General features: G+C 65.5%; 23 protein-coding genes. 13 read left to right on the forward strand and 10 right to left on the reverse strand.

What is annotated here, in order from left to right:
- Positions 1-79 precede the first annotated feature (79 nt).
- Both ACY65G_RS09300 and ACY65G_RS09305 read left to right on the forward strand, forming a co-directional pair.
- Complete coding sequence (locus tag ACY65G_RS09300) at positions 80-514, forward strand: hypothetical protein (protein WP_464997084.1); 435 nt, start codon at positions 80-82, stop codon at positions 512-514.
- Positions 511-1,293 (forward strand): hypothetical protein, encoded by a 783-nt coding sequence (locus tag ACY65G_RS09305; protein WP_464997085.1) that lies wholly within the window; start codon positions 511-513, stop codon positions 1,291-1,293. The genes ACY65G_RS09300 and ACY65G_RS09305 overlap by 4 nt, the downstream gene beginning before the upstream one ends.
- Before the next feature lie 73 nt (positions 1,294-1,366).
- Here the strand turns inward: ACY65G_RS09305 and ACY65G_RS09310 are convergent, their stop codons facing one another.
- The gene (locus ACY65G_RS09310) at positions 1,367-2,629 is read right to left on the reverse strand and encodes a dicarboxylate/amino acid:cation symporter (protein ID WP_464997086.1); all 1,263 of its coding nucleotides are present in this window, start codon (positions 2,627-2,629) and stop codon (positions 1,367-1,369) included.
- A 159-nt stretch (positions 2,630-2,788) separates the two neighbouring features.
- On the opposite strand from ACY65G_RS09310, the gene ACY65G_RS09315 reads away from it, so the two are divergent.
- From ACY65G_RS09315 to ACY65G_RS09330, 4 genes are all read left to right on the forward strand, one after another.
- Positions 2,789-3,514 carry an amino acid ABC transporter ATP-binding protein gene (locus ACY65G_RS09315; RefSeq protein ID WP_464997087.1) on the forward strand — a complete coding sequence of 242 codons (726 nt, stop codon included), beginning with the start codon at positions 2,789-2,791 and terminating at the stop codon, positions 3,512-3,514.
- A 90-nt stretch (positions 3,515-3,604) separates the two neighbouring features.
- Positions 3,605-4,654: a dihydroorotase gene (gene pyrC / locus ACY65G_RS09320; protein ID WP_130187200.1), complete on the forward strand. Its 1,050-nt coding sequence runs from the start codon at positions 3,605-3,607 to the stop codon at positions 4,652-4,654.
- Positions 4,655-4,658: 4 nt separating this feature from the next.
- A complete protein-coding gene (locus tag ACY65G_RS09325; protein WP_464997088.1) occupies positions 4,659-5,480 on the forward strand; it encodes a DUF3025 domain-containing protein in 822 nt (273 codons plus the stop codon).
- The gene (locus ACY65G_RS09330; RefSeq protein WP_464997089.1) at positions 5,477-6,475 is read left to right on the forward strand and encodes a Gfo/Idh/MocA family protein; all 999 of its coding nucleotides are present in this window, start codon (positions 5,477-5,479) and stop codon (positions 6,473-6,475) included. Before ACY65G_RS09325 ends, ACY65G_RS09330 begins: the two co-directional genes overlap by 4 nt.
- Here ACY65G_RS09330 and ACY65G_RS09335 read toward each other — a convergent pair whose 3' ends face one another.
- Positions 6,476-6,697, reverse strand: coding sequence for a hypothetical protein (locus ACY65G_RS09335; RefSeq protein ID WP_464997090.1), 222 nt, complete (start codon positions 6,695-6,697; stop codon positions 6,476-6,478).
- Positions 6,698-6,919: 222 nt separating this feature from the next.
- Between ACY65G_RS09335 and ACY65G_RS09340 the strand changes: the two genes are divergently transcribed.
- Together ACY65G_RS09340 and ACY65G_RS09345 are read left to right on the forward strand one after the other, a co-directional pair.
- Positions 6,920-8,137 carry an MFS transporter gene (locus ACY65G_RS09340; RefSeq protein WP_464997091.1) on the forward strand — a complete coding sequence of 406 codons (1,218 nt, stop codon included), beginning with the start codon at positions 6,920-6,922 and terminating at the stop codon, positions 8,135-8,137.
- Between the two features lie 10 nt (positions 8,138-8,147).
- On the forward strand, positions 8,148-8,303 hold the full coding sequence (locus tag ACY65G_RS09345; protein ID WP_464997092.1) for a hypothetical protein: 156 nt from the start codon (positions 8,148-8,150) through the stop codon (positions 8,301-8,303).
- On the opposite strand, the gene ACY65G_RS09350 is transcribed toward ACY65G_RS09345, so the two are convergent.
- Both ACY65G_RS09350 and recG read right to left on the reverse strand, forming a co-directional pair.
- Positions 8,290-9,165 (reverse strand): PEP-CTERM sorting domain-containing protein, encoded by an 876-nt coding sequence (locus ACY65G_RS09350; protein WP_464997093.1) that lies wholly within the window; start codon positions 9,163-9,165, stop codon positions 8,290-8,292. The two genes, ACY65G_RS09345 and ACY65G_RS09350, sit on opposite strands and share 14 nt — an antisense overlap.
- A 132-nt stretch (positions 9,166-9,297) precedes the next feature.
- A complete protein-coding gene (gene recG, locus ACY65G_RS09355; RefSeq protein ID WP_464997094.1) occupies positions 9,298-11,367 on the reverse strand; it encodes an ATP-dependent DNA helicase RecG in 2,070 nt (689 codons plus the stop codon).
- Positions 11,368-11,660: 293 nt separating this feature from the next.
- Between recG and queA the strand changes: the two genes are divergently transcribed.
- The 5 genes from queA (at position 11,661) to secF (ending at position 17,263) form a co-directional block, all read left to right on the forward strand.
- The gene (gene queA, locus ACY65G_RS09360; protein WP_464997095.1) at positions 11,661-12,686 is read left to right on the forward strand and encodes a tRNA preQ1(34) S-adenosylmethionine ribosyltransferase-isomerase QueA; all 1,026 of its coding nucleotides are present in this window, start codon (positions 11,661-11,663) and stop codon (positions 12,684-12,686) included.
- Positions 12,687-12,699: 13 nt separating this feature from the next.
- Entirely contained in the window at positions 12,700-13,839 is a 1,140-nt protein-coding gene (gene tgt, locus ACY65G_RS09365; RefSeq protein WP_464997096.1) for a tRNA guanosine(34) transglycosylase Tgt, read from the forward strand.
- A 113-nt stretch (positions 13,840-13,952) separates the two neighbouring features.
- The gene (gene yajC, locus ACY65G_RS09370) at positions 13,953-14,285 is read left to right on the forward strand and encodes a preprotein translocase subunit YajC (protein ID WP_130187208.1); all 333 of its coding nucleotides are present in this window, start codon (positions 13,953-13,955) and stop codon (positions 14,283-14,285) included.
- A 66-nt stretch (positions 14,286-14,351) separates the two neighbouring features.
- Positions 14,352-16,214, forward strand: coding sequence for a protein translocase subunit SecD (gene secD / locus ACY65G_RS09375; RefSeq protein WP_464997097.1), 1,863 nt, complete (start codon positions 14,352-14,354; stop codon positions 16,212-16,214).
- A gap of 26 nt (positions 16,215-16,240) precedes the next feature.
- On the forward strand, positions 16,241-17,263 hold the full coding sequence (secF, locus tag ACY65G_RS09380; RefSeq protein ID WP_464997098.1) for a protein translocase subunit SecF: 1,023 nt from the start codon (positions 16,241-16,243) through the stop codon (positions 17,261-17,263).
- Positions 17,264-17,337: 74 nt separating this feature from the next.
- Here the strand turns inward: secF and ACY65G_RS09385 are convergent, their stop codons facing one another.
- The 6 genes from ACY65G_RS09385 to ACY65G_RS09410 form a co-directional block, all read right to left on the reverse strand.
- Positions 17,338-18,690 carry an ATP-binding protein gene (locus ACY65G_RS09385; RefSeq protein WP_464997099.1) on the reverse strand — a complete coding sequence of 451 codons (1,353 nt, stop codon included), beginning with the start codon at positions 18,688-18,690 and terminating at the stop codon, positions 17,338-17,340.
- Positions 18,687-19,439, reverse strand: a complete 753-nt coding sequence (locus ACY65G_RS09390; RefSeq protein WP_464997100.1) for a response regulator — start codon at positions 19,437-19,439, stop codon at positions 18,687-18,689. Before ACY65G_RS09390 ends, ACY65G_RS09385 begins: the two co-directional genes overlap by 4 nt.
- Positions 19,440-19,526: 87 nt before the next feature.
- Complete coding sequence (locus tag ACY65G_RS09395) at positions 19,527-19,847, reverse strand: DUF3325 domain-containing protein (protein WP_464997101.1); 321 nt, start codon at positions 19,845-19,847, stop codon at positions 19,527-19,529.
- A complete protein-coding gene (locus tag ACY65G_RS09400) occupies positions 19,844-21,526 on the reverse strand; it encodes a PepSY-associated TM helix domain-containing protein (protein WP_464997102.1) in 1,683 nt (560 codons plus the stop codon). Before ACY65G_RS09400 ends, ACY65G_RS09395 begins: the two co-directional genes overlap by 4 nt.
- Complete coding sequence (locus ACY65G_RS09405; protein ID WP_464997103.1) at positions 21,523-21,840, reverse strand: DUF3649 domain-containing protein; 318 nt, start codon at positions 21,838-21,840, stop codon at positions 21,523-21,525. Before ACY65G_RS09405 ends, ACY65G_RS09400 begins: the two co-directional genes overlap by 4 nt.
- A gap of 36 nt (positions 21,841-21,876) precedes the next feature.
- The gene (locus tag ACY65G_RS09410; RefSeq protein WP_464997104.1) at positions 21,877-24,078 is read right to left on the reverse strand and encodes a TonB-dependent siderophore receptor; all 2,202 of its coding nucleotides are present in this window, start codon (positions 24,076-24,078) and stop codon (positions 21,877-21,879) included.
- Between the last annotated feature and the right edge of the window lie 180 nt (positions 24,079-24,258).

Genomic DNA, 24,258 nt, shown 5'->3' on the forward strand with positions numbered 1-24,258 from the left:
AAAGGGTTTTTTGCCTGGTCCGCAATTTGCCTCCTTCAGGGCGGGGCCGCACTGCGAGCGGCCTGATCGAGGGGGCACCGTGCGATCGACACCGGTTGTTGCGCTTGCAGCATTGCTGGCCTGCCTGCCGGCATGGGCGGTCGAGGTGATCGACATGGGGGGCCAAGCCTATTTGCCCACCGAGCCATTCGTGCCATCGCCTGCCTATTTTTACCCGCATGCCGGCGCTTCCTTTTCCGCTTATTCCTTTCCCGATCCGCTTTCACTCCCGCCCGCGCATGTACCGGGCGGTGAACGGGCCGGCACGCCATCGAACACCGCGTTGACCGACCTGGCCCTGCCCGCCGGAGCGCTGGCATCCGCCGCCATGGTGGCCGAGCCCATGCCGGTGCCGGAACCGGTATCGGTCCTGATGCTGGCTTGCGGCTTGTTGCTGATGGTCCCGGGCGCCTGGGGAGCGCGCTGGTCACGCCTGGGCGATACCGATTCATTGCTGCAACGGAGGTTTCCATGAGCGGATTGACAACCGCCGCACGCGCGGCACTTGGCGCGCCCGGCATCGAAAACGTCGACGGGCAGGTGCACCTGCTGGTGCCCGTGGTAAACGTTGGCGAGGCGGCCCTGTCCGTCCTCGAGGTGCGTGCGGTCAAGCTGGGCGGTGCGGTGCGCCTCAGCCCGGCCGCATTTCCGGTCGTGCTGGGCATGCTGGAAAGGCGCAGCGCGGCGAGCTTTACCGTGCGCTTCGCCGCCGGCGCTCTGGTGACGGGCCGACGCTACCTGCTGACGCTGGTGATCAATTATGCGGATGGCGGCGTGGTGCACGGCTTGCAACTGAGCCGGTATGTCAGGATACCGGCACCGACCCCGCGCATGACCGCACCGCTCCATGCCCGTGTCACCACCGTGCTGGCGCAGAATACGTGGCGCTATACCCTGCACAACGATGAGGCGCCGGATTCGGGCCTGTACATCTCCTCGCTCGCGCTGATGATTTCCGCGCCGGTCATGATCACCGGCACGCCACCCGGATGGCGTGGTGAAACGGATGGCATCAGCTATGTATTCTGGCGTGCCGTCGACTACCTGCGTCCCTATCCGAACCACGTGATGCCGGGCCACGAACTGCCGGGCTTTCGCCTCAACAGTCCGCACACGGCGTCGCAGGCCTCGGCGGCGGCCATATCGAGCTGGAACCACGGCATCGATGCGATCGGCCCGGTACTTACCGCCGACGTCGACGCCTGCTATGTGCTGACACCGTACCGTAACGTGGCCGAACCGGGCCGCAAATAAAAAGGCCGGGCTGTCATGCCCGGCCTCGTTGCAGATGGCGCCGCGGTCCAGCCAGCGGCATCCGGTTGCTGCATCAGGTCAGCGGCTCGGCCGCCGGATCCTTGTCCTTCGAAGGATGGGTCAATTCGCCTTCCCACTTGGCCACCACGGCGGTTGCGATGCTGTTGCCGATCACGTTCGTGGCGGAACGGGCCATGTCCAGGAAGTGGTCGATCGACAGCAGCAGCACCAGGCCCGCCTCGGGAATGTTGAACTGCGACAGCGTGGCGGCAATCACCACCAGCGAGGCGCGCGGCACGCCGGCCATGCCTTTCGACGTCAGCATCAGCACGGCCATCATCGTCATCTGCGTGCCCAGCGAAAGCTCGATGCCGTAGGCCTGGGCGATGAACACGGCGGCGAACGTGCAGTACATCATCGAGCCATCGAGATTGAACGAGTAGCCGATCGGCAGCACGAACGCGGCGATCCGGTTGCGCACGCCGAAGCGCTCCAGGCCTTCCAGCGTTTTCGGGAATGCCGCCTCCGACGACGCGGTGGAAAACGCCAGGATCGTCGGGCCGCGCACTTCCGTCAGCAGCTCGAAGATGCGCTTGCCCAGGAAGATGAAGCCGGCCAGGATCAGCAGGCCCCACAGCACGGCGATGCCGAAATAGAACTCGGCCATGAAGACACCGTAGGTCTTCAGCACGATCAGGCCTTCCTTGGCGATGATGCCGGAAACGGCGGCGAACACGGCGATCGGCGCGAACTGCATCACGTAGCCCGTCACCTTCAGCATCACGTGGGCCACGCCGTCGACGGCGTCGATCATCGGTTCTGCCTTCTTGCCCACGGCGGCGGCACCCAGGCCGAAGAACAGCGAGAACACCACGATCTGCAGGATCTCGTTTTTCGCCATGCCGTCCACGATCGAGGCGGGGATCAGGTGGGTGATGAAGTCCTTCAGCGTCAGGCTGCTGGTGGCCAGGCTGGTCACGTGCGCAGCGGTGTCCAGCGTGCCTTTCAGCGCGTCGCCGGGGCGGAACAGGTTGACCAGGACGAGGCCCAGCGCCAGCGACATCACCGAGGCGCCAAAGAACCAGGCAAGCGACTTGATACCGATGCGGCCAACCTCGCTGGCATCGCCCATGCGCGCGATGCCCACCACCAGCGTGGAGAACACCAGTGGCGCGATGATCATCTTGATCAGCCGGAGGAACATGGTCGTGATCAGCGACATCGCATCCGAATACGATACCGGCGTCGCCATCGTGGTGTTCAGGATATAGCCAACCACGATCCCCAGTGCCAGTGCCACCAGGATCCAGGTGGTCAGGCGGTTCTTTTTCTCCATGAGCGGTGTCTCTCCATGCTGGGCGCGCGGCGGCGGGTTGCGCGCCGGTGCCGGGGTTTGCCGTAAAATGATTAATTATCAGGCATTGTTAGAAAAGTTTCGCGCAGTATCCTTGGGGCATTCAACACTGTCAAGCAGGCTTTGGGCGCACGAATGGCGATGATCGACATACAAAACATCAGCAAGTGGTATGGGCAGTTCCAGGTGCTCGCCGATTGCACCACGCAGGTGGCAAAGGGCGATGTGATGGTGATCTGCGGCCCGTCCGGCTCCGGCAAATCCACGCTGATCAAGACCGTCAACGGGCTCGAACCGGTCCAGCGTGGCGAGATCGTCGTCGATGGCACCGCGGTCCATGCGCCCGGCACCGACCTGCCGCGCCTGCGCGCCCGCATCGGCATGGTGTTCCAGAATTTCGAATTGTTCCCCCACCTGTCGGTGCGGCAGAACCTGGCGCTCGGCCAGGAGAAGGTGCTCAAGCGCCCGCGTGACGAGGCCAATGAGCGCGGCCTGCAATACCTCGATCGCGTCGGCCTGCTCGCGCAGCAGGACAAATACCCGAACCAGCTCTCGGGCGGGCAACAGCAGCGCGTGGCCATTGCCCGCGCACTGGCGATGGACCCGGTGGCGATGCTGTTCGACGAACCCACGTCGGCGCTCGATCCGGAAATGATCAACGAAGTGCTGGACGTAATGGTGGGCCTGGCGCAGGACGGCATGACGATGATGGTCGTCACCCACGAGATGGGTTTTGCGCGCCGCGTGGCCAACCGCGTAGTGTTCATGGATGCGGGCCGCATCGTCGAGGATTGCGGCAAGGATGAATTCTTTGGCGCGCCCCGCTCGGAGCGCGCGCGTGAATTCCTGGCCCGGATCATCCACTGACGGAAGAGGCGGCAGCCGGTGCCGGCGAGCTCTCGCCGGATGCAGCTTGCAAGGGGGTAGAATATCGCATCCGTTTTTCGAGACTTGCCCATGTCCACCTTCGACGCCCCATCCTCCCTCACCATCATCCGCCCCGACGACTGGCACCTGCATCTGCGCGACGGTGCCACCATGGCCAGCGTGCTGCCGCACAGCGCGCGCCAGTTCGGCCGCGCCATCGTGATGCCGAACCTGAAGCCGCCCGTCACCACGGTCGCCCAGGCCGCCGCCTACCGCGACCGCATCCTGGCCGCGCTGCCGGCCGGCCTGTCGTTCGAGCCCCTGATGACGCTGTATCTCACCAATAACACATCGCCGGACGAGATCCGTCGCGCCGCCGAGTCCGATTTCGTGCACGCCGTGAAGCTGTACCCGGCCGGCGCCACCACCAATTCCGACGCGGGCGTTACCGACCTGGCCAATTGCTACAAGGTGCTCGAAGTGATGCAGGAAACCGGCTTGCCGTTCCTCGTGCATGGCGAAGTCACCGATGGCGACATCGACCTGTTCGACCGCGAAGCCGTGTTCATCGAACGCGTGATGCGCCCGCTGCGCAAGAACTTCCCGGCACTGAACGTGGTGTTCGAGCACATCACCACCAAGGATGCGGCGCAATACGTGGCCGAAGCCGAAGGCCCGATCGCCGCCACGATCACCGCGCACCACCTGCTGTACAACCGGAACGAGATCTTCAAGGGCGGCATCCGCCCCCATTACTATTGCCTGCCCGTGCTCAAGCGCGAAGAGCACCGCCTGGCGCTGGTCACGGCGGCAACGAGCGGCGACGAGCGCTTCTTCCTCGGCACCGATTCGGCGCCGCATGCGCAGGGCGCCAAGGAAGCGGCCTGCGGCTGCGCCGGCTGCTATACCGCGCTGCACGCGATGGAGCTGTACACCGAGGCATTCGAGCGCGCCGGCGCGCTCGACAAGCTCGAAGCGTTCGCCAGCCTGAACGGTCCGGCGTTCTACGGCCTGCCGCCGAACGAAGGCACGATCACGTTGAACCGCGAACAGTGGACGCTCCCGCAAACCCTGCCGCTCGGCGAGCAGGAGGTCGTGCCGCTGAACGCCGGCGAAACCATCAACTGGCGCATGGCGTAACACGGTGCTGCCCCCGGTCGACTGGTCGCGCCCGTGGTACGACGCGGTGCGCCCGGCGGCGCAGGCCGCTGGTGTCGCCGATGCGCCGGTGGACGTCATCGGCACCTTCAGCGCCCATGCCGCGGCGCTGGGCCTCGTCAACCATGCCGGCCTGCCGATCCGCTTCGTGCCGCAGGCCGCGCTTCCCGAAGGCGCCGCCTACGAAGAGCACATCGGCGCCACCGGTTGCGTGCCCACGCGCGACAACCTGCATGACTTCTTCAATGGCCTCGTGTGGCTGAGTTTTCCGCTGGTGAAGCGCGAACTGAACGCGCTGCAGGCGGCGCAGATCGCGCGCGACGGCATCCGCGCCGAACGGGGCCCCGCGCGCGACGCGGCCACGCTGTTCGACGAGAATGCGGCCCTGCTCTTGGTGGCCGATACCATGCAAGGCCAGGCGCTGGCCGATGCGCTGCGCAACCACCGCTGGCGCGAGGCATTCGTCGAGCGCGCCGCCATGTTCGGCACTCAGGCGCAGGCGCAGGTCTGGCTGTTCGGCCACGCGCTGATGGAAAAGCTGATGGCGCCCTACAAGGCCATCACCGCGCATACCCTGGTCGTGGCCGCGCCGGCCGCGTACTTCGCGCTGCCGCGCGCGGCGCAGCAGGCATGGATCGACGGCCACGTGGCCGAGAGGCTGCGCGCGGCAGGCTTGCGCAAGGCCGATTTCACGCCGCTGCCGGTGCTGGGCGTTCCCGGCTGGTGGGCGGCGCAGGACGATGCTTTTTATGACGACACCACCGTGTTCCGTCCCAGGCGGAACGCATCCACTCTGGAGAAACCATGACAGTACGAACGATTCGTTGGGGCATCCTCGGCACGGGCAAGATCGCCAAGGCCTTCGCCACCGCGCTGAAGGAAACACCGGATGCCGTGCTCGCGGCCGTTGCGTCGAGAAGTGTTGATAGCGCTACCGCGTTTGTCGGCGAATATGGCTCGCATGAATTGACGAAGAGCCATGGCAGCTACCAGGCGCTGGCGGACGATCCGGATGTCGATGCGATCTACATCGCCACGCCGCATCCGATGCACCGCGAGAACGCACTGCTGTGCCTGAACGCGGGCAAGCACGTGCTGGTCGAGAAGGCCTTCACCGTAAACCGGCGCGAGGCGGAAGACATCGTGGCCCTGGCGCGCGAGAAAAAACTGTTCGTGATGGAAGCGATGTGGACCCGCTTCCAGCCTGCCGTGCTGGAAGCAAAGCGCATCGTTGCCAGTGGCGAAATCGGCACCGTGGCCGCCGTGCAGGGCGATTTCGGTTTCCACGCGCCTGTCGATCCGGAGCACCGCCTGTTCAACCCCGCGCTGGGCGGCGGTTCGCTGCTGGACCTCGGTATCTATCCGCTGTCGATCGCCGCCTACTTCCTCGGCCCCGTGAAGTCGGTGCAGGCTGTCGGCCAGCTCGCGACCACGGGCGTGGACCTGCAATGCACCTTCGTGCTGCAGCACGAGAACGGCGGCCTGGCAGCCTGCACATCCAGCCTTGCGGCGCGCACGCCGGGCGAATTCACGATCAGCGGCAGCAAGGGCTTCGTGCGCCTGCACGGCCGCTTCCACAACACGGAAGAAGTGACGGTCGAACTCGATGACGGCAATCGCCGCACGGTGCGCATGCCGCGCATCGGCAATGGCTATGCGCATGAAATCATCGAAGTGAACCGCTGCCTGCGAGAAGGGCTGACGGAAAGCCCGCTGATGCCGCTGGAGGAAACGCTGGCGCTGATGGGCGTGCTGGACGAGGTGCGGCGGCAGGTCGGCGTCGCCTACGACGCCGACCTCTGATCAGCGAACGAGGTTGTCGACGCGGCGCTTGCGCGGCAGCAACAGCACGCCGGCGCCGACCAGCAGCATCGACCAGTTGGACGGCTCCGTGAGCGCCTGTTCCGCTGGCTTGGCGGAAGCCTTGGCGGCAGGCGTGACGGCTTCATGGCTGCCGGCCGGATCTGCCGTTGCGATGACCACTGGCTGCGTACCGGCGCCGGCCGCCGAAGCCGCACCTGCCATGGCAGGTGCGGCAGTTGCCTGCGCGCCGATTGCAAGAGATGCGATTACGAAATATGTTTTGATATTGATCATGTATTTGCAGAAAAGTCCAGATTGGGTGGCATTTTAATGTTGCAAACGATTCAACACAACGACTTTATTGATCGAAGCATATATATGGTGTTGCAGCGCAGCATGTAAGTACCTGGAGTACACTGTTCCCACGATCCCGAAAGGCCCGCCATGTCCACCAGTCCACGTTCCCTCGACCTGAAAACGATCCTGCTCGCCACCGGTGTCGTATTGACGCTGGCGATGGGCGTGCGCCATGGATTCGGTCTCTGGATGCAGCCGGTTTCCCAGGCCAACGGCTGGAGCCGCGAGACATACTCGCTGGCGATGGCGCTGCAAAACCTGCTGTGGGGCGCCTTCGGGCCGTTCGCCGGCATGGTGGCGGACCGCTGGGGCACGATGCGCGTGGTGCTGGCCGGTGCGTTCGCCTACATGGCGGGCCTGGTGTGGATGGCCACGGTCACGGACGCCACGCTGTTCATCGCCGGCTCCGGCATATTGATCGGGCTGGGCCTTGCCTGCACCGCGTTCGGCGCGGTCAGCGGCATCATCGGCCGTGCTGCACCGCCAGAAAAGCGCTCGTGGGCGTTCGGTATTTCCGGTGCCGCCAGCTCCTTCGGGCAGTTCCTGCTGATGCCGATCGAGCAGACGATGATTTCGCAGGCCGGGTGGCAAAACGCGCTGTACCTGCTGGCCGCCATCGTCGTATTCCTGATGGTGCCGATGGCGTTCCGGCTGCGCGAACCGGTGGCCCGCGTGGCCGCCGGCCACCAGCAGGGTATCCGCGAAGCACTGGGCGAGGCACTCGGCAACCGCTCGTTCCTGCTGCTGGTGGCGGGTTACTTCGTGTGCGGCTTCCAGCTCGTGTTCATCGGCGTGCACATGCCGGCCTACCTGAAGGACCAGGGGCTGGCCGATCCCAAGGTGGCCGTCATGGCGCTGGCGCTGATCGGGCTGTTCAACATCTTCGGCTCCTACTGGGCCGGCAAGCTGGGCGGCAGGCTGCCGAAGCGCTACCTGCTGTCGTTCATCTACTTCGCCCGCGCGGGCGTGATTGCCCTGTTCCTCACGGCGCCATTGTCGCCAATGTCCGTGTACCTGTTCGCGGCGGCGATGGGCGTGCTGTGGCTTTCCACGGTGCCGCTGACGAATGGCATCATCGCCGGCGTGTTCGGGCTGTCGCACATGTCGATGCTGGCCGGCGTGGTGTTCTTCTCGCACCAGGTGGGCAGCTTCCTCGGCGTCTGGCTGGGCGGCTACCTGTTCGACCTGCGGGGCAGCTACGACCTCGTGTGGGCCATTTCCATCGGCCTAGGCATCCTGGCCGGCGTTGCCAACCTGCCGATCGACGAGCGGGCGCTGGCGCGTCCGCACCTGAAGGTGGCATGAGGAGACGGACATGAAGTGGAACACGAAGAGGGGCGCGCTGACTTCACGCTGGCGGCGGCTGTTCGCGTGGTGCCTCGTCGCCCTCGTGCTGGCGGCGTGCTTCGCCGCCTACCTGCAGCCCGCCTTCATGTTCGACATGGCGACGCGGATCGTCATGTGCTTCTGACCGCCGCGGATCCGTTCCTGCATGTCGCGGAGCGCGAGCGGCGCGACACCGCCAGCACGCCGGCGCCGGCAAGCAGCATCATCCAGGTGCCTGGTTCGGGTACCGCAACCACGTCGACACCCAGCAGTTCCGTGTAGCCCTGGCCAAGGACCTGCTGGTCGTAGCCGGGGCCGTGGAAGGTGAAATCGATGTGCCGGGTCAGCAGGTTTTCGTTCGCATACAGCAGGTACGAATACTCGTAACGGAATATGCCGGGTGAACCGGTGAAGGCGTGGGAGGCGCCGCCTTCGAACGATCCGTCAGGATCGTAGTTCGCCCAGGTGGACAGCGCGACGGGCATGCCCGATGACGTGTCCGCGAACACCGGCGGAGCCGGCGGCTGCGGCAGGTCGGGATATTCCGGTACCTGGCCAGGGCGATAGTCGCCACTCAGGTGCATGCTGGACTGGAAGCCCGGCAGGCCATCGACCAGGCGCGGCACCTGCGCGGGCAGGAGTGTTCCGATGACCCAGAACTGCGCGGTATGCTCGCCGATCGCCGTGACGTCGAGGCCGACCTGCGCCAGGTCGCGCCAATGGCCCTCGACATCGTAGGTCACGTCGCGATAGTGCGAGGTGGTGCGCAGGCCGTCTTCGATGACCACCTCGTCGCGCAGCGTGTAGACGAAGTTGAAACGGCTGCCAGTCTCGCGGAACGCGGAGCTGCTGGAAACCGACGCACCGGTAACGTCGACGCCGGTCGTGGCATGGACAACCGTGAAAGTCATCACCCGGGCGGCCGCATCCGGCGCGGCAAGGCCCGGCGGGGAAAGGAAACACAGGAAAAGGAGCGACAGGAACGACAGGCGTGAAGCACGGTGCATGGCAACCCCCTGGAAGATCGATCGATATGTCGGCACTGCCTCATCCAGCTTAGGCCAGGGCTTGCAGGCTGCAAGGACAATCGGCGAGGTGTTGTGTTCGCCATACTCGGCAGGCACGGCCCGGGGATCGGATTACACCTTCAGGAATTCCTCGCGCCCACCCAGCCACCGCTCCAGGTGCGCCTCCACCACGGGTTCGCTGGCGGGGTCGTGCAGCAGCGCGTGCGCCACGTCGCGTGCCTGGTCGACCAGCCAGCCATCCGTTTCCAGGTCGGCAAAGCGCAGCATCGCCTGGCCGGATTGGCGGGCACCGAGAAATTCGCCGGGGCCGCGGATTTCCAGGTCGCGCCGGGCGATCTCGAAGCCATCGGTGGTCTCGCGCATCGTTGCCAGGCGCTGCTTGGCCACGTGGCCGAGAGGGCTCTGGTACAGCAGCAGGCACACGCTGGCCGCCGATCCGCGCCCCACGCGCCCGCGCAGCTGGTGCAGCTGCGACAGGCCGAAGCGCTCCGCATGCTCGATCACCATCAGCGACGCATTCGGCACGTCCACGCCCACCTCGATCACCGTGGTGGCCACCAGCACGTGCACCCGGGCGGCCGTAAACGCATCCATCACTTCCTGCTTCTCGGGCGGTTTCATGCGGCCATGCACGAGGCCCACCTGCAGGTCGGGCAGCGCCGCGGCCAGCGTTTCGTAGGTTTCCGTGGCGGTCTGCAATTGCAGCGCTTCCGATTCCTCGATCAGCGGGCACACCCAATACACCTGGCGGCCATCCAGCGCGGCCGCGTGCACCCGCTCGATCACTTCGTCGCGCCGGTTCTGGTCGATCACGCGCGTGACGATGGGCGTGCGGCCCGGCGGCAGCTCGTCGATCACCGACACTTCCAGGTCGGCGTAATACGTCATCGCCAGCGTGCGCGGGATCGGCGTGGCGGACATCATCAGCTGGTGCGGTACCAGCCCGTCCGCGCCCTTGCCGCGCAGGGTGAGGCGCTGGCCGACCCCGAAGCGGTGCTGCTCGTCGACGATGACGAGGCCCAGCCTGGCGAACTGCACCGTATCCTGGATCAGCGCGTGGGTACCGATCACCAGCTGCGCCTCGCCCGATTCGGCCATGGCCGAAGCCGCCATCTTTTCCTTTTTCTTCAGGCTGCCGGTCAGCCATGCCACCTTCACGCCCAGCGGTTCCATCCACGCGGCGATCTTCCTGAAATGCTGCTCGGCCAGGATCTCGGTGGGCGCCATCAGCGCGGCCTGGAAGCCGCTGTCGATGGCCTGCGTGGTGGCCAGCGCGGCCACCACGGTCTTGCCGCTGCCCACGTCGCCCTGCAGCAGGCGCTGCATCGGGTAGGGCTGGCGCAGGTCGGCGCGCACTTCCTCGAGCACGCGCGCCTGCGCATTCGTGAGCCGGAACGGCAACGCGGCCTGGAATGCCGCGGTCAGCGTGCCCACCGCCTCGAGCGGTGCCGCGCCTTTTTGCCGGCGCGCGTCCTGCGCGCGCTTCAACGACAGCTGCTGGGCCAGCAGCTCGTCGAACTTCATGCGGGTCCACGCCGGATGCGAGCGCTCCGCCAGCGCATGCTCGTCGACCTGTTGCGGCGGGTGGTGCAGCAGCTTCACGGCCGGCTCGAACCCGTGCAGCTGCATTTTTTCCACGAGGCGCGGGGGCAACGTGTCGGTCCAGTCGACGCGGCGCATCGCTTCCATGATCGCGCGGCGCAACACGTGCTGCGACAGGCCTTCGCCGGAAGGGTAGACAGGGGTGAGGGAGGTGGGCAGCGGCGCGCCTTCGTTGACCACCTTGTACGTGGGATGCACCATCTCCGCGCCGAAGAAGCCGTGCTTCAGCTCTCCGCGGGCGCGCACGCGCGTGCCTTCGGCCAGCTGCTTCGTCTGGCTGCCGTAGAAGTTCATGAAGCGCAGCATCAGTTCGCCCGTATCGTCGGCGATGTGCACGATCATCTGCTTGCGCGGCTTGTAGGTGATCTCGTTCTTCGTGACGATGCCTTCGACCTGCGACGTCTGGCCGCCGCGCAGGCAGGCCACGCGGATGTCGACCACCTCGGTCTCGTCCTCGTAGCGCATGGGCAGGTGCAGCACCAGGTCCATGTCGGTGCGCAGCCCGAGCCGGGCCAGCCTGCTTTCGACCGAGGGGGCCGCTTTCTTCACGGGGGACTTGCTTTGCTTCGTTTCGGCCATGGTCAGGTGATGCTTTTTTTACTCGACTGCGGTTTCTTGTGGGTCGCCCGGCAACTGATCGTGGGTTAAAAGCGTGCACGCATTTTTCTCTTCTGTGTCATGCCCGTTGCAAATGCCCCGGGATAGGTGGCTATCCCGGGGCATTTACGCCTAGCCTGACACGCAAATCCATCGCTTTTACCTCCACGCCGTTGCCGAGCGACCCACTAGCGTACAATAGAAGGTTGCCCAATGCTTTTTCAGCGGAATTGTGCGCACGTCGTCATCCATGCGCGCTACCGCCAGAACACGATATGTATTCGCTTTCCGATTTCGATTTTAACTTGCCGCCCGAGCGCATTGCTCAGTTTCCGCTGCCGGACCGCAGCGCTTCCCGCCTGCTGCACGTGGACGGCACCCGCCTGGTCGACCGAAAATTCACCGACATCCTCGACCTGCTGCAGCCGGGCGACCTGCTGGTGATGAACGACACCCGCGTGCTGAAGGCACGCTTCTTCGGCATCAAGGACAGCGGCGGCAAGGTCGAGGTGCTGGTCGAGCGCGTGCTCGACACGCGCACCGTGCTGGCCCAGATTCGTGCCTCCAAGTCTCCCGGCCCCGGCGTGAAGATCCGCCTGGCCGACGCGTTCGACGTGACGGTCGGCGAGCGCGCCGGCGAATTCTTCACGCTTCGTTTTGACGCCGACGTGTTCGACCTGATCGAGCAGTACGGCCGCCTGCCGCTGCCGCCATACATCGAGCACGCGCCCGGCGAAGTGGACGAGACCCGCTACCAGACCGTGTTCAACAAGGTGCCCGGCGCCGTGGCGGCCCCCACCGCCGGCCTGCACTTCGATGAAGCGCTGCTGCAAAAGCTGCGCGACAAGGGCGTGAACTTCGCCTACGTCACGCTGCACGTGGGGGCCGGCACGTTCCAGCCCGTGCGCACGGAGAACCTGGCCGAGCACAAGATGCATACCGAGTGGTACACGATGCCACAGGCCACCGTGGATGCCGTCAAGGCCGCGCGGGCCGCGGGCCGCGACGTGATCGCCGTGGGCACCACGAGCCTGCGCGCGCTGGAATCGGCATCGCAGTCGGGCACGATCGAGGCGGGCAGCGCCGACACGGCGCTGTTCATCACGCCGGGCTATGCCTTCAAGTCCGTCACGCGCCTGATCACCAACTTCCACCTGCCGAAGTCCACGCTGCTGATGCTGGTCTCGGCCTTCGCCGGTTTCGACGAGATCCGCGCCGCCTATGCGCATGCGATCGCCAACGAATACCGCTTCTTCAGCTATGGCGACGCCATGCTGCTGACCACGCCCAACCGGGCATAACGGATAAGTGACAATGCTGGAATTCAAACTCATCAAGACCGATACGACCGGTCTGACGAAGGCGCGCCGCGGCACGCTGAAACTGAACCATGGCGTGGTGCAGACGCCGATCTTCATGCCCGTCGGTACCTACGGTTCCGTGAAGGCCATGTCGCCGATCGAGCTGAAGGAAATCGGCGCGCAGATCATCCTCGGCAATACGTTCCACCTGTGGCTGCGCCCCGGTAACACCGTGATGGCCAAGTTCGGCGGCCTGCACAAATTCATGGGCTGGGACAAACCCATCCTCACGGACTCCGGCGGCTTCCAGGTGTTCTCGCTGGGCGAGATGCGCAAGATCACGGAAGAGGGCGTGCACTTCAACTCGCCCATCAATGGCGACAAGCTGTTCCTGTCGCCGGAGATCTCGATGCAGATCCAGCGCGTGCTGAACTCCGACATCGTGATGCAGTTCGACGAATGCACGCCGTATGAAATCGACGGTCGCCCGGCCACGCTGGAAGAAGCGGCGAAGTCGATGCGCATGTCGCTGCGCTGGGCGCAGCGCTCGATGAACGAGTTCAAGGCGGGCGAGAACCCGAATGCGCTGTTCGGCATCGTCCAGGGCGGCATGTTCGAGTCGCTGCGCGACGAATCGCTGGCCGGCCTGGAAGAGATCGATTTCCCGGGCCTGGCGATCGGCGGCCTCTCGGTCGGCGAGCCGAAGGAAGACATGATGCGCGTGCTCGAGCACATCGGCCCGCGCCTGCCGGCCAACAAGCCGCACTACCTGATGGGCGTGGGCACGCCGGAAGACCTGGTGGCCGGCGTCTCCAACGGCGTGGACATGTTCGACTGCGTGATGCCGACCCGGAACGCGCGCAATGGCTGGATCTTCACCCGCTTCGGCGACATCAAGATCAAGAACGCACGCTACAAGGAAGATACCGAGCCGTTCGATGCCACCTGCTCGTGCTACGCCTGCCGCAACTTCAGCCGCGCCTACCTGCACCACCTGCACCGCGCGCAGGAAATCCTGGGCGCCCGGCTGAACACGATCCACAACCTGCACTATTACCTGGACATCATGCAGCAGATGCGCGATGCGCTCGACGAGGACCGCTTCCCCGAGTGGGTCAAGCAGTTCCACGCCGACCGCGCCCGCGGGGTTTAACTGAGGAAAAACCTGCAAAAACTTCTTGCAATAGTGTAAAAGTCCCTGATCTCTGCGGCTTTGCCCAGTGCTAGAATACAGCGCTGTTTTTTTTAATTACATTGGAGTCACCCGTGTTCATTTCCAACGCTTATGCTCAAACCGCCGGCGCCGCCGATGCGTCGATGATGGGCAACCTGTCGACCTTCGTGCCGCTGATCCTGATGTTCGTGGTCATGTATTTCCTGATGATCCGCCCGCAGCAAAAGCGCGCCAAGGAACAGAAGGCCATGATGGACGCGCTCGCCAAGGGCGATGAAGTCGTCACGGTCGGCGGTATCCTGGGCCGGGTGTCCCGCGTGACCGATGCCTTCGTGACGGTGGAAGTGGCACCGAACACGGAAATCGTGGTACAGAAATCCGCGGTCACCACGCTGCTGCCGAAGGGCACGCTGAAGGGGCTGTAAGACCTCGCACAGGAAGCGGGCGGCATCACCGCCCGCTTTTGTTATCGGCCAACCACGCTGAAGATCATGAATCGTTATCCCATCTGGAAATACATCCTCATTGCCGTCGTCGTGCTGCTGGGGGCACTGTACACGGCTCCCAACTACATGGGCGAATCGCCCGCGCTGCAAATCACCAGCGGAAAATCCACGGTGAAGGTGGGTAGCGATATCGTCGCCCGCGTGGAGCAATTACTGGCCGCGGCGAAGCTGCCCACGTCCGGCATTACGTTCGATGCCGGCTCGAGCAGCCCTTCCGTGCGCGCCCGTTTCACCGACATCGATACCCAATTCAAGGCCAAGCTGGCGCTGGAACAGGGTTTGAACACCGATCCGGAAGACCCAGCCTATATCGTCACCAGCAACCTGATGGCCAATACGCCGGCATGGATGCAGAAACTGGGCGCCCACCCGATGTACCTGGGCCTCGACTTGCGCGGCGGCGTCCACTTCCTGATGCAGGTCGATACCAAGGCGGCGCTGGACAAACGTATCCAGGGTTTCCAGGCCGCGATTCGCAGCGAACTGCGCGACAAGAGTGTCCGCCATGCCGGCATCGAACGCGTGCGCGATTCGATCATCGTGAAATTCCGCGACGACGCCACGCGCCAGGCCGCCCGCAAGGCGCTGGGCGACATGAATGAACTGCAGTTCGCCGATGGCACCAGCGGCGCCGACCTGACGCTGACGGCGTCGATGAAGCCGGCAGCACTGAAGGCCGCGGTGGATAACGGCGTGAAACAGAACATTGCCACGCTGTCCAAGCGCGTCAATGAACTGGGTGTCTCGGAACCGATCATCCAGCAGCAAGGCGTGGACCGTATCGTCGTGCAGCTGCCGGGCGTGCAGGACGTGGCTCGTGCCAAGTCGATCATCGGCCGCACCGCCACGCTGGAAGTGCGTCTGGTCGACCAGACCGTGCCGCGCGGCACCGAGCTGACCGCGGCGATCCCGTTCGAGTCGGAGCTGTTCACCGCCGGCAAGAACGTCCCGGTCGTCCTGAAGAAGGATGTGATCATCACCGGCGACTTCATCTCGGCCGCCACGGCCACCTTCGATGAAAACCAGCAGCCGGCCGTGTCGCTCGACCTGAATGGCGATGGCGGTCGCCGCATGCGCGAAGCCACGCGCGACAACGTGGGCAAGGGCATGGCCATCGTGCTGTTCGAGAAGGGTAAACCGGAAGTGCTGTCGGTGGCCACGATCCAGGACGAACTGGGCAGCCGCTTCCGCATCACCGGCATGGGCAGCATCGAGAATTCCACCGAACTGGCGCTGCTGCTGAAGTCCGGCGCGCTGTATGCGCCGATGGAAGTCATCGAGGAACGCCTGGTCGGCCCGCAGCTGGGTGCCGAGAACATCGCCAAGGGCTTCAACGCCACGATGTACGGCTTCCTCGCGATCGCCGTCTTCATGGTCATCTACTACATGATGTTCGGCGTGTTCTCCGTGCTGGCGCTGGCCGTCAACCTGCTTCTGCTGGTGGCGATCCTGTCGCTGATGGGCATCACGCTGACCTTGCCCGGCATTGCCGCTATCGCGCTGGCACTGGGCATGGCGATCGATGCCAACGTGCTGATCAACGAGCGGGTGCGCGAGGAACTGCGGGCCGGCGCTTCGCCGCAGGCCGCGATCTCGGCCGGTTTCGACCGCGCGTGGGCAACCATCTTCGACTCGAACGTGACGACGCTGATCGTGGCGCTGGCGCTGCTGGTGTTCGGTTCGGGCGCCATCCGCGGCTTTGCGATCGTCCACGGCCTGGGCATCCTGACCTCGATGTTCTCCGCCGTCTTCGTGTCGCGCGGCGTGGTCAACCTGTGGTACGGCCGCAAGAAGAAACTGCAGTCGCTGTCGATCGGTACCGTCTGGGTACCGAAAGAAGCGAAGTAACGGCCATCGGTCAATAAGAGGATTTCATGGAATTTTTCCGCATTCATAGAGACATCCCGTTCATGCGCTATGCGACGATCTTCAACGTCGTGTCGGCGTTGACGTTCGTGGCGGCCGTGTTCTTCCTGGCCACCAAGGGCCTGCACCTGTCGATCGAGTTCAAGGGTGGCACGCTGGTGGAAGTGAAGTATCCGCAGGCGGCCAACCTGGAACGCATGCGCGAATCGCTGCGCACCGCCGGCTTCGAGCATCCCGAAGCCAGCACGTTCGGCACCGCCAGTGACGTGCTGATCCGCCTGCCGATCACGCCGGGCTCCAGCTCGGATACCACGTCGGCCCGCGCGTTCGAGGCACTGTGCCGCGCCGACCAGGGCTCGGTCAAACAGTTCGACGAGGTGTCGCCGCAAGGCGATCATCACGCCCGCACCGCCTGCGTCGACGCGGCAGGAAAGGAATCGATCTCGCTGCAGCGCGTGGAATTCGTCGGCCCGATGGTGGGCGAGGAACTGGCGCAGAACGGCATCAACGCGCTGATCATGGTGGTGATCGGGGTGATGATCTACCTGGCCATCCGCTTCGAGTGGAAGTACGCCGTGGCGGCGATCATCGCCAACCTGCACGACGTGATCATCATCATGGGCTTCTTCGCGTTCTTCCAGTGGGAGTTCTCGCTGACGGTGCTGGCGGCGATCCTGGCGGTGCTGGGTTACTCGGTCAACGAATCGGTCGTGATCTTCGACCGGATCCGCGAAAACTTCCGCAAGCAGCGCAAGATGAGCGTGCAGGAAGTGATCGACAACGCGATCACCAGCACGATGTCGCGCACGATCATCACTCACGGCTGCACGGAGATGATGGTGCTGTCGATGCTGTTCTTCGGCGGCCCCACCTTGCACAACTTCGCCATCGCGCTGACGATCGGCATCCTGTTCGGCATCTACTCGTCGGTGTTCGTCGCCGCCGCCGTCGCCATGAAGCTGGGCGTCAAGCGCGAAGACCTGATCAAGCCGGTCAAGGAAAAAGACGAGACCGACGGCGCCGTCGTGTAAAACGGCACCGCTCTCCCAATGCCGCCTTCGGGCGGCATTTTTTTCGCCTCCAACATTTAGGAAACTTTGCGATGTCAGGCGGGCAGCAGGATGGTGGCGCGCAGGCCGCCGGTGGGGCGGTTCGACAGCGTGACCTTGCCGCCGTGCGCGTCGATGCAGGAGCGGGCGATGGCGAGGCCGAGGCCGGCGCCGCCCAGCTCCGGCTGCCGGGCGGTGTCGAGCCGGTAGAACGGCTTGAATACGTCGTCCAGCTGCGCGGGCGGAATGCCGGGGCCGTCGTCGTCGATCGTGATGCGGATGGCGTCGCGGCCGCCGTCGATCTGCGCGGGCGCGACGTCGATCCGCGCGCAGCGCCCGTAGCGTACGGCGTTGTCGACGAGGTTCGTCAGCGCACGCCGGATCGCCAGCGGGCGGCAGCGGCAGGGCAGGGGATCGAGCCCGGCGGCGCGAGCCAGCGCCACGTCGCGCCCCTGCGCCGCCTGGTCGGCCGCGATTTCGGCCGCCAGGGCACCGATGTCGATGCCGATCGTCGGCTCGTCGTAGGCATCGTCTTTCGAGAAGCGCAGCGTTTCCTCGATCATCGACGCCATGTCGCGCAGCGTGCGCTGCATGCCGGTGCGCACCTCGTCGTCATCGACGAGTTCGGCGCGCAGCCGCAGCGACGTGACCATGGAACGCAGGTCGTGGCTGATCGAGGCGAGCATGCGCTTGTGGTCTTCCAGGTAGCGCGTCAACCGCGCCTGCATGATGTTGAACGACGCCGTCACCTCGCGCGCCTCGCGCGGCCCGGAAAGCGGCAGCGGTTCGTATTCCCCGCGGCTCACCCGTTCGGCGCCCTGCGACAAGGCCTTGATCGGCCGCACGATGCGCCGCACGAACACGATGCCGATCACCAGCACCGGCAGCGTGCTGACGGGGATCGAGAAGCGCAGCGGCTTCCACCACCACTGGGTGTTGGCGAGCGGCCGCTGGGCGCTGTTGAACCAGCCGCCCGGCAGCCGCAGCGCGATGGCGAGATCGGGATCCTCGTCGACCCCGGCGCGCGGTGCCAACGACACCCGTACCGCGTTGGCCGGCAGCTTCAGCTCGCGCTGCAATACCGCCTGCAGCGAGCGCTCCTCTTCATCCAGCGAAGTGTCGGCAACGTCGCTGCGCGGGCCCATGCGGTGGCGCGACGTGCCGGTGTCCAGCGCGGCCAGCATCGCATTGCCGGATGCGGCATCGCGCTGCGCCAGCGCCAGCCGGTAGGCCGACATGACGTTTTCCATCACGTAGCGGCGCGACATCCGGTGCAGCGTGCCGCCGCCGCTGTTGCTGGCGGTGGCCAGCAGCGCGATCAGGTGCGCGGCCAGCAGGCCGCAGATCAGCAGGCCGACCAACTGGCCCGCCATCGTCTGCGGCAGCAGCCGGGCAACGAACGCTTTCACGAAACGGCGAGCTGCGAAGCCGGGGAGGCGGTCACGGTGGCGGCGAACAGGTAGCCGTTGCCCCATACCGTCTTGAGCAGCCCTGGGCGGCGCGGGTCGGGCTCCAGCTTCTTGCGCAGCCGGCTCACCTGGCTGTCGATGCTGCGGTCGAACGCCAGCGCATCGCCGCTGCCGATCAGGTCCATCAGCCGGTCGCGCGAGAGCACCGTGCCCGGATGCTCGACCAGCACGCGCAGCAGGCGGTACTCGGCACTGGACAAGCCAGCCGGCTGGCCGTCCCGGTCGAACAGGTCGTGCTTGCCCGTGTCGAGGAACCAGCCGTTGAACGCATAGCCGCCGGCACGGTTGGCATGGGCCGCGGCCGGGGAGACAAGGGGACGGCGCCAGCGCCGCAGCACCGTACGGATGCGCGCCACCAGTTCCGGTGGGTCGAATGGCTTGACCACGTAATCGTCGGCACCGCTGTCCAGGCCTGCCACCTTGTCGGCGGAGGTATGCATGGCAGTCAGCAGGATCACGGGCGTGTCGAGCGTGCGGCTGATGCGCCGGCACAGCGACAGGCCGTCCTCGCCGGGCATCATCACGTCCAGCACGATCAGGTCGAAGCGTTCCTTCAGCAGCAGTGCGCCGGCCTGGGCGGCATCGGCGGCGGTGCTGACCGCGAGTCCTTGCCGGCGCAGGTAGGCGGCAAGGGAACTGCGGATGTCGGGGTGGTCGTCGACGACGAGGATATGGTCGGCTGCTGTCATCGGGGTGGTCCGGAGATGCGGATGATTCTCATTTACAAACCATGATTGTAGCAGTGCCGGCAGGCGGGCGGCATCCCCGGATGGATCTTACGCCAGCACCCAGCCCGCGGCGCCCAGCAACGCCAGGGCCGGCGCCGTCCATCGCACCGGCTGCGGCGCATAGGTCATCTGCAGTCCGACGGCCAGCGCGGCGAAGGTGAGGAACCCCAGCCACGCCAGGGTGCCGACGGAGGTGCCCCACGCCGCGATCGCCGGCACCAGGGCCACCGCCAGCAGCGCCCAGCCGCCGAGCCGCAGCGCCATCGCGGGAAATGCCTTGCCGTATACCTGCTCCTGGTGCCGCTCCATCGACAGCGACACGGCGGCCATTGCCGCATAGCTCAGCGCGAGCACGATCAGCGCGTTCATGGCGTCACCTCCTTCAACGGGGCAGGTACGGACTGCGCGGCCGGGCGGTCCTTGCGGATCAGGTGCCGGGCGATCCAGCCGAACAGCGCGGCGATTGCCAGCATCGCGAAATCGAAGCCCACGATCCCGGCCTGGCCGAGCGGAATGCTGGTGAACAGGCCATGGCCGCCCGTCACCGGATTGACGACCGGCAGCAGCGCGAACAGCACGGCGATCGCGATGCATTGCGCTTTCCACGCCGCGCGCGACGGCCGCAGGGCCGCATGCACGAGCGCGGCCAGCCATGCCAGGAAGAAGCCGTTGATTTCCCACGCGGCCCGTTCCGCCATCTCCACCGGCAGCAGGCGATTCAGCCAGAAATAGGCGCCCGTTGCCAGCGCCAGGCCGGTGATGACACCGATGTTCGTCACTTCCACCACGCGGTGGCCGAACGGCGTGCGGCCCAGCTTCTTGCGCTCCGGCGCCCGCTTGACGACCCACAGCACGAGGCCCGTGGCCACCATCGCGGTACCGACGATGCCGGACAGGAACAGCAGCCAGCGCACGGCCGGCCCGGCGAAGCGGCCCATGTGGGCACTGGCGAACACGTTGCCGAACGCGCTGGCGGCCGATGGCGTCGGCAGCGGCGGACGTTCCTTGATCTGGCCGGTGGCGGCGTCGAAGACGAGCCGTGCGGAGGCGCCGCGCGTCGTCAGGCTGTCGCTGCCGTGCGCGCGCAGTTCCACCGTCGCACCGGGCTTGTTGGGGTGGTTGACCGTGATGCGGCCCACTTCATGGTTCGGCCATTCGGCGCGTGCCTGCGTCATCATCGGACCGATGGCCGCAGCCAGGTCGACGGGGGGCGCACCGCCTGCATCGCGCGAACGGCCGCCGCGGCCTTCACGCCCCTGGCTCCCGCCTTCACGCTGCTGCTGCTGCTGCTGCTGCTGCTGCTGCGCACCCGCCACCATGCCGCGCCGCTCCATGTTGTAGGCTTGACGGTCGCCGCCATAGGCACTTTCCGCGCCCCACGGCATCAGCGTGGCCATCAGCAGCAACAGGCCGGAGAACGTGATCATGATGTGGAACGGCAGCGCCAGCACGGCCGTCGCATTGTGCGCGTCGAGCCACGAGCGCTGGCCCTTCTTCGGCCGGAACGTGAAGAATTCCGTGAAGATCTTCTTGTGCGTGATGACGCCGCTGATGATCGCCACGAACATGAACATGGTGGCGATGCCCACGATCCAGCGGCCGGTCACGCGGTCCATCGCATGCAGCTCGAAGTGGAAGCGGTACAGGAAATTGCCGCCGCGCGTTTCGCGCGCTTCGATCCTTTCCCCGGTGGCGGCGTCGAGCTCGGCGCGCTTCGTGCCGGCGCGGCCGGCCGCGGCGTTCCGGTCGCGCCAGCTGGCCGACACGGTGGTCTGCCGTTCGTTCGGCAGTTCCAGCGTCCACGTATTGGCGTTCGGCGCCAGCTTCTGCATGCCGGCCAGCGCCACCGCCGCCGTCTGCGCGGCCTCCGCGCCCGGCACGGAGGCATGCAGCTCCGGCTTCATCCACAGGTTCACCTCGTCGAGGAAGTAGCTGAGCGTGCCCGTGAAGAACACCGCGTACAGCAGCCAGCCCAGCACGATGCCCGTCCACGTGTGCAGCCACGACATGGACTGGCGAATGCCTTCCGGCTTGCTGTCGGGCCTCATGCCACGCTCCCCGCACCGGCACGCGCCAGCCATGTCGATGCCGCCAGCAATGCCGTCGACAGCACGATGCCGAGCCACGCACGGCGCGTGCTTGCCACCGCGAATACCCAGATGGCGGCGCACAGGTGCACCACGAACGACGACATGGTGGCCGTGGTGACGGCATCCACGCGGGTCATGCCGGTCTGTTGCAGCCACAGGCTCATGGACGCGGCCCAGGCGGCCGCCAGCGCATAGCCGCCGAAGATGGCCGCCACGCTGCGCGATGCGACCAGCCACCGGTAGGAGGCGGGCAGGGGAGTGTACTTGCTCACGATGTTCCTTCAGGACGAAACTGGTTCAATGCGGTATCAGAACGACGACGTCAGGCTCACGAACAGCGAACGGCCCGCTTCGTTGTACGAGGCCGCGCCGGACGTGCCGTTGGTGCTTTCGCGGAACAGGCGCTCGTCGAACAGGTTGTTGATGCCGGCACGCAGGCGCAGGTTCTTCGTGAACGCATAGCCGGCGCTGACGCCCCACACGCTGTACGGGTCCAGCGTATTCAGCGCGTCGCCGGTTGCCGCCGCACCCTGCGTGGTCAGGCGGCGCGGCTCCTGCTTGCCGTACCAGGTGCCGGTGAACAGCAGCGAGACCTTGTCGTCGACCTGCCAGTCGAGCGATGTGTTCAGCGTGAACTCCGGAATCACGGACAGCGGCTCGCCCGTGGTCTTGTTCTCGTTCTCGATCATGTAGGTGAGGTTGTTGATGAACTTCACATTGCGGCCGAACGGGATCGTCACGTTGCCCTCGACACCCTGCACGACCGCCTTCGGCGCGTTCTCCCACTGGAACAGGCGGCCGTTGGCCGACGTGTTGCCCAGCAGGCTGTCCATGCCGCCCACGATCTTGTTGCGGTAATCATTGTGGAAATACGTCACGCTGGCGCTGTGGCCGGCGTCGCTCCAGCCGATGCCGATTTCCTTGTTGACCGACGTTTCCGCGTCGAGGTTGTCGTTGCCGCGCAGGTAGCAGCCACCGCCCAGGTTCGGGTTGTTGACGGGGCAGCCGTTGCCGCGGGTGTAGTACAGGTAGTTCGGGTTCGACTGGTACAGGTTGGGCGCCTTGAACGCCCGCGCGATGCCGCCCTTGAGCGTGACGGTCGGCGTCAGCGAGTACGAAGCGTTCAGGCTGGGGCTCCAGTTGGTGCCGAACTGGCTGTGCTTGTCGAAGCGCAGGCCGGGTGTCAGCATCAGGTCATTGGTCACGCCGATATTGTCTTCCACGTACACGGCGTAGGTTTCGGCATCGGCCTTGCCGTCGCGGTTCGTCGCGCCCAGGCCGGGGATCGCGGTGGCGGTCTGCGTCATCGAGTACGGGTCGTCCAGCTTTTCCTGGCGCACGTCGAAGCCCACCGTCATCATCTGCGACAGGCCGAACAGCTTGCCCGGAATGTTCAGTTCACCGTTCAGGATGGTGTTCTCCAGTTCGGACGTCGACCACGACGTGGCGTTCGAGATGCTGCCTTCGGGACCGCCGGCCAGGCCTTCGTTCAGGCGCGTATTGTCCGTGTTCTCCCACTGCACCGACAGCTTCGACGTACCGAAATCCCACTTGCCGCGGTGCGTCAGCGCAGCCGTGCGGCGGATCATCACATTCGTTTCGGCGCCCGCATTGGCCAGTTCGCCCAGCAGCGCCGTGCCGGTGGAATTCACCGCGCGGTCGCCCGCGTAGATATTGCCCTGGCGGGAAAAGCCCGATTCCAGTTCGAGCACCTGGCCCGGCGCCAGATCCCAGCGCAGCAAGCCACCCACGTCGCGGTTGCGCACGCCTTCGCGGCCAGCCGGCGGGATCGCGCCATCGGCCGTGTTTTCCGGTGTGGCATTGATCGACAGATCGTCCGCATCGGTCTTGTTCACGTTGCCGAACACGCGGAACGAGAATTTGCCGGCCAGCGGGCCGGAGAGGTTGAAGCCCAGGCGCTTCGTCGAGCTTTCCTCGCCGTGTTCCGGGGCCAAGGCGTACGCCGTGACGGAGCCGGACAGCTTGTCGCCCGGCGCCTTCGTGATGATGTTGACCACGCCGCCGGCAGCGCCGGAGCCGTAGCGCGCGGCGGCCGGGCCGCGCAGCACTTCGATGCGTTCCACCAGCTCGGCCGGCACCCAGTTCGTGTCGCCGCGCGAATTGCGCTCGCCGCTGCGGCCCATCCGCACCGAGTTGCGCGAAGCGACCGGCTTGCCGTCGACGAGGATCAGCGTGTTTTCCGGGCCCATGCCGCGCAGGTCGATCTGGCGGTTGTTGCCATACTGGCCCGTGGAGCTGTTGCCGGTGAGGTTCACGCCGGGCATCGTGCGGATGATCTCGGAAAGGTCGTTGGCCGGTGGGCGCGCTGCGATATCGGCGGCGGTGATCGTCGACACGCCCGGTGCCTGCTTCAGTTCTTCCTCGGCGGTGGCGGTCACCTGCACTTCGGCCAGTTGCTGTTCGGCGGCCACCTGAGCATGGGCGACGGTGTTGAAGAACGCCAGACAGAGGGCGGCGGCGAGCGGGGTGCGTTGCAGAGTGTGATTCATTTCCTGGTCCTGGTTCATGGCATGTTCCGCGATCGCTGCCTGCCTCCGAGCATGACTATCGGCAACATCCAGATCGCGCGTAACTGAGAATGATACGCATTCAGGTCCGTAAAAGTTTGTCAAAGTGTGGCAGCCGATGGGCCGATTTCATGGTGCCGTCTTTCGCACACCTTCCATGCC

The organism is Pseudoduganella sp. jia 12 (assembly GCF_055502675.1).